The organism is Micromonospora zhanjiangensis (assembly GCF_042650605.1).
GTDB classification, from domain to species: domain Bacteria; phylum Actinomycetota; class Actinomycetes; order Mycobacteriales; family Micromonosporaceae; genus Micromonospora_J; species Micromonospora_J zhanjiangensis.
On the sequence record NZ_JBHSBN010000075.1, the window covers coordinates 1 to 4880 of the forward strand.

The following is a 4880-nucleotide window of genomic DNA, read 5'->3' on the forward strand; positions in this document are numbered from 1 at the left end:
TGTACGGCGCCACCCCCGAACTCACCACCGCCCTCACCGGCCTCGCCACCGAAACCAAGGCCAAGGGCTGGTGGCACTCCTACGGCGACGCCATCCCCGACTGGTTCGAGCTGTACGTCGGCCTGGAGTCGGCCGCTTCGCACCTCCGTGGCTACGACGAATCCCTGACCGGGCGCTCTACCTCGACCGGCCGGAGGAACTTGCTACCTACCAGAAGGTCTGGTCGAGCCTCGATGCCCTCGCGCTGGATGAGGGACAATCAAGGCAACTGATCAACAAGATCATCGGGGAGGTCCACCATGGCTGAACTGACCGGCGCCCAGTGGCGCAAGAGCACCCGAAGCGGCGACAACAACGGCGCCTGCGTCGAGGTCGCCGACAACCTGCCCGACCTCGTCGCCGTACGCGACAGCAAGGACCCCGACGGCCCGGCACTCACCTTCTCCCCCACCGCCTGGACCGCCTTCGTCCAGGTCGCCAAGTCGGCATCCTGACGCCGGCAGCCAAGAGACAGCTACGCCCGGCGGCTCCGCCGGGCGTAGCTGTGTTGGTTTCTGAGCCCGCCAGCCGGCCGGGTGCGGGCGCCATCGCCTTCCGGATCGGGTATGTCGACCGGTCAGAAAATGGCGCGGCGTGCGGTGCTCGGGGCGGGTAGGTTGCCGGGCGTGGGCAGGATCCTCTCGGTCAACCTGGCGGTGCCGGAGCCGAACCCGGCCAAGGGCGTCGGCGTCACCGGCATCAACAAGCGGCCGGTCGACCATCTGGTCACCGTTCGCGCGCCCGGACCCAAGACGACCGGGCTGCACAGCGGCCTGGTCGGTGACCAGATTCTCGACATCGACAATCACGGCGGCGACGACCAGGCCGTCTACGCGTACGCCCGGGAGGATTACGACTGGTGGCAGGCGCGGCTCAGCCGCCGGCTGGCCAACGGGCTGTTCGGCGAGAACCTGACCACCGAGGACGTGGACGTCAACGGCGCGGTCATCGGCGAGCGGTGGCGCGTCGGCCCACGGTTGGTCCTCCAGCCCACCTTCGGCCGGATCCCGTGCGCCACGTTCCAACACAAGATGGGCGAGCCGCGCTGGGTGAAGACCTTCACCCGGGCGAACCGTCCCGGCGCGTACCTGCGGGTGCTGGAACCGGGCGACATCTGCGCCGGCGACCCGGTGACCGTCCAGGACCGTCCGGCGCACGGGGTGACGATCGCGCAGGCGTTCCGGGCGTACCTGACCGAGCCGGAGCTGCTGCCCGGACTGGTCGAGACCGACGGACTGCCCGACGACCTGCGCGCGACCCTCGCCGAGCGGCTGCACCGGCGACGGTAGGTCGTGCTCAGGTGCTGGAAGACGATCCCGAACCGCACCTCATCGGTCAGCGTGGCAGAGGCTCGCCCCGACATAGGGCGGGTCAGAGCGTAGTTCGGCCGCGTCTCCCAGCGCCCTCGTCAGCACCGAGAGGGCGGAGCGGGCGGTGTCCCCACCTATCCTGGCGGCCAGAATCCGTAATGGGGCGAGCTGCGTCCGGCAGGCCATGGTCTGGTTCTGTTTCAGCTGCGACGCGGCGAGCAGTAATCGATCATGGAACTCCTCAGCAGGCCCGAAATCGGTTGGCCGGATGCTGCTGAAGACGCCATCGAGCAGACGCACCACCTCGGCATAATCCTCTTCGGCAAAGACCAGTCGCGCCATGTCCCGACGGATCTTGTTGGCGAGCCGGGTGTCAGACTGGGTCATCTCCAGGGCGGTGGCCAACTTGCCGATAGCTCTACGTCGATCGCCGAACCGCACCAGGAGCAGTTTCGCGGCATTGGGTCCTACCAGGCCGAACGCCCAGCGGGCGGACGGCATCTCCTGCTGCTCGGCGAGGTAGTGGGCCAAGCTCTCGGCCCGCTCCTCAAGGTCCAGTGCGGCCTGGTCACGGCCTTCCCGGTACTCCACCAGGGCCAGTCCGTTGAGCAGGCCGATTTCCAACCTCGCTCGTCGCACGGCGCCTGTCAACGCCGTAGTCTGCCGCAAAGCCCGTTCGTACAGATGTCTCGCCTCGGCCAGGGCAGCCGGCGTCCGTTGTTTCGCCAGGGCGTTGGCGAGTTGATGGGTGAGTGCCAACTGCCGATCACTGTCTTCATCGGTCGTCAGCCGGCGGGCACGGCGCAGGTGGCGCACCGTTTCCCGGCTGGCTCGCTCGGCTGGTTGCAGGCGCGCGGCGAGGCGAGCCGCGGCGACATGCGCGGCGATCCGCTGGCCGGGAGAAATTGCCATTGCGGTGCCCGCGCCGGTTTCGGCCGTACGCAAGGGATCGCCGACGGGCACAACGGCGGCGATGGCCGCTGTGTGCCGCTGTAGCAACTCCCGCCCGATGATGGCGCATCCGGCGAACAAGCCGGCGTGCTGGCGGCGCAGTCGCCCATGGTCACCGCTTGCGACGGCCAGGTGCGCCCGCCGTAGGTAACCCCAGCCCTGTGGCGGCCAGGCGTCGAAGAGTTCGCCCGCACACCGCCGCCGGTCGGATGCGCGAAGTCCGGCCCACAGCCGCCGTCGGGCGCCCCCGCTGAGGCTTATCCAGCTGGCGTCGCCAGGACCGGAGGTGGTAAGAAGATCGGCCGTGTGCGGGCTCAGCCCCAGGCTCGTCGCAGCGGCCAGTGGAACGCCGACCTTGGACGCCGCGAGGACCGTGAGAACCCTGCGATCCGCTGCCCCGAATGCCGACACCGGGGTTGCCGCGGGCGGGCCAACCCGGTACGGAAGAGGAAGAACGTATCGGACCAGTGTGCCAGGCATCGTGGAGAGTCGACCACTGAAGGCGAGTACGAAGCCGGTCTCCACCGCCAGGCGAGCGAGTTCGGTGGCGAAGTACTGCACGGAGTGTTCGGTCCCGGGGCCGATCGAGAACGCACATCCATGCCCCTCGCCGAGTTGGCTGATTGCGCGAGCCGCCGCGTACAGCAGGAAGCGTTGCTCGGCGTCGTCCTCCTCTTTATCCGGGATATCCGCGTCGCTGGGATCGGCCGGTTCCCGCGCCTGGCCGAGCTCTTCCCAGCGCGGGGCCAAGGCCGCGGCCACGGATGCCAGCAGCGGCGTGGCGCGTCGACTGAGCGCCGATTCAACCGCATCGAGCACCGGAGGGTACGCGGCCGCGCCGGCGGTGTCATAGACGCCGAACCAGTTCACGGTCCCCACCGCCCGACGCCAGTCGACCTGCCGCGCGGACCAGTGAGCCGTCACGAGGAGTCTCCGGAGCCCGACGTGCCTCGCGGCGGGGAGTGGAATTCGGCGAGGTGCTGTTCAGCCTCCTCGAGCTGTTGCCGCAACTGCTCAACCCGCTCCTTCCTGACTTTCTCCAACTCGGACGGAAGCATCCGCAGGTCCTCGACAACCCCGCGACAGCCGCATTTGTAGTCGTTGCAGTCGCAGTCGGTGCCGCAGCCCGCGTTGCGTGCGGTGGACTGGCTCAGCAGCCCCAGGAGGCCACCGTTGAGGAGTAACTGCGTGAGATCGGTGGTGTCGTTGAGCGCGACTGCGTTCTGGGAACTGGAACCTCGGGCGGCTGATGTCATCGGGAACTCCTCGACGTGGGAACGCTGGCTTCGCCGTTGCGGATTTGCACGACTGGTAGGCGCCGGCTCTGCTTGCGGGTCGGTGCCCCATCTCCGAGCAGTTGTCGCTCGATGTCGTCGTACGCCTCGGCAAGGGTGCGCGGAAAGAAGGCTTGAAACCCCTCGCACGCTGCGGCGAACATCGTGCCGTTCTCGTTGAAGGCGTGGTTGGCGCATCCGCCGTTGTGGATCAGCGCGTACGGGCAGCGGGAGCACTGTTCGATGGCACCGGGAAAGCGCGAGAGCCAGGCCCGGGCGGACTGCTCATTCAAACTCAGGACACCGCCGCGGTACTGGCCGATCTGGCGGTCCGCCAGGCCGATCTCATCCCAGCAGCCGTACAGCTCGCCGCGCGGAGCGAACATCAGCAGTCCGGTCTCCGCGCTGCAGTTCGTGGCTCGTCGAAATGGATATCCGTGGGACAACGCCTGGTCAAGGACGGCCGTGGCGTAGCCTTCGTAGCTGGTCACGCAGCTTGCCTGAGCGGCCCGCAGGGTGCTGGTCAGCTCCACCAGGTGGGCTCGGGAGATCAAGGGCTGGCGCGTGGTCTCGCCGGAGACGACTGCCGCGTTGGCGTGGAACAAGGGGTGCTGGCTCCAGCCCTTCTCGGCGAAGAGGTCGCTCAGCATCGCGACATGCTCCACGTTGCTGCGGTCGACGTTGATTCGAATCCTGGTCTGCACGCCAGCCGCCAGGGCCAGGTCGATGTTGTCGACAATGCGGTGAAAGGTTCGCCGGAATCGCGGGCCGACGCGACGCCGGTCGTGCAGGTCCGGCATCCCGTCGAGAGTGATCTGCAGTTCGGCCAGACCGTCGGGGCCAAGCAGATCGGCAAAGGCGTCGAGCTGGACACCGTTCGTGATCGCCCACATCGCCGCACCTCGACGCCGGGCCTGCTGGACTATGTAATCAACAACCTCACGCGTACTCTCCGACAGCGGCTCACCCCCGAAGAGGCCGATGCGCCGGGCAGACTGGCCGTGCTTGGCAGTACTGCTCTCGGTTGTGCCATCCTCCTGCGTGATGCCGATCTTCCGGGAGATTGCTCCTGCACGGTTTGAGCTATCGATCACCCGAAACGCGTCATCGACCAACTCACGCGACATGATGACGTCGTATCCGTCCTTGCCGGCATGCATGTCGTGGCCTTGGAAGCAATAGCCTCGATCGTTCATGGCTGGTGTCGGGTGTTTCGACCCGGGGTGATTGATCGGTGGTCTCCGATTGATCTGGTTCGGGGGTGCAGTGAGGGGCCGTCTGTCGCGGCGGTGGGCGTGGTCTCCTG

Annotated in this window: 6 protein-coding genes and 1 pseudogene; 4 read left to right on the plus strand and 3 right to left on the minus strand. The window is 67.4% G+C overall.

Features of this window, described 5'->3' with window-relative positions:
* The 4 genes and pseudogenes from ACFOX0_RS33795 to ACFOX0_RS33810 all read left to right on the plus strand — a co-directional run.
* Window positions 1-167: pseudogene (locus ACFOX0_RS33795) on the plus strand (helix-turn-helix domain-containing protein); the annotation flags it as partial.
* Complete coding sequence (locus ACFOX0_RS33800; RefSeq protein ID WP_377553705.1) at window positions 161-307, plus strand: Scr1 family TA system antitoxin-like transcriptional regulator; 147 nt, start codon at window positions 161-163, stop codon at window positions 305-307. The pseudogene ACFOX0_RS33795 and the gene ACFOX0_RS33800, both read left to right, overlap by 7 nt.
* The gene (locus ACFOX0_RS33805; protein WP_377553695.1) at window positions 300-494 is read left to right on the plus strand and encodes a DUF397 domain-containing protein; all 195 of its coding nucleotides are present in this window, start codon (window positions 300-302) and stop codon (window positions 492-494) included. Before ACFOX0_RS33800 ends, ACFOX0_RS33805 begins: the two co-directional genes overlap by 8 nt.
* Window positions 495-665: 171 nt before the next feature.
* Window positions 666-1328, plus strand: coding sequence for an MOSC domain-containing protein (locus ACFOX0_RS33810; RefSeq protein WP_377553697.1), 663 nt, complete (start codon window positions 666-668; stop codon window positions 1326-1328).
* A gap of 39 nt (window positions 1329-1367) precedes the next feature.
* On the opposite strand, the gene ACFOX0_RS33815 is transcribed toward ACFOX0_RS33810, so the two are convergent.
* The 3 genes from ACFOX0_RS33815 to ACFOX0_RS33825 all read right to left on the minus strand — a co-directional run.
* Entirely contained in the window at window positions 1368-3170 is a 1803-nt protein-coding gene (locus ACFOX0_RS33815) for a tetratricopeptide repeat protein (RefSeq protein WP_377553699.1), read from the minus strand.
* A 50-nt stretch (window positions 3171-3220) separates the two neighbouring features.
* Complete coding sequence (locus ACFOX0_RS33820) at window positions 3221-3556, minus strand: hypothetical protein (RefSeq protein WP_377553701.1); 336 nt, start codon at window positions 3554-3556, stop codon at window positions 3221-3223.
* The coding region (locus ACFOX0_RS33825; RefSeq protein WP_377553703.1) for a radical SAM protein at window positions 3553-4880 on the minus strand (1328 nt) is incomplete at its 5' end. The genes ACFOX0_RS33825 and ACFOX0_RS33820, both read right to left, overlap by 4 nt.

Coding starts and splice junctions, on each gene's coding strand:
- ACFOX0_RS33805 (WP_377553695.1), top strand. CDS start 300: ATGGCTGAACTGACCGGCGCCCAGTGGCGCAAGAGCACCCGAAGCGGC.
- ACFOX0_RS33820 (WP_377553701.1), bottom strand. CDS start 3,556: ATGACATCAGCCGCCCGAGGTTCCAGTTCCCAGAACGCAGTCGCGCTC.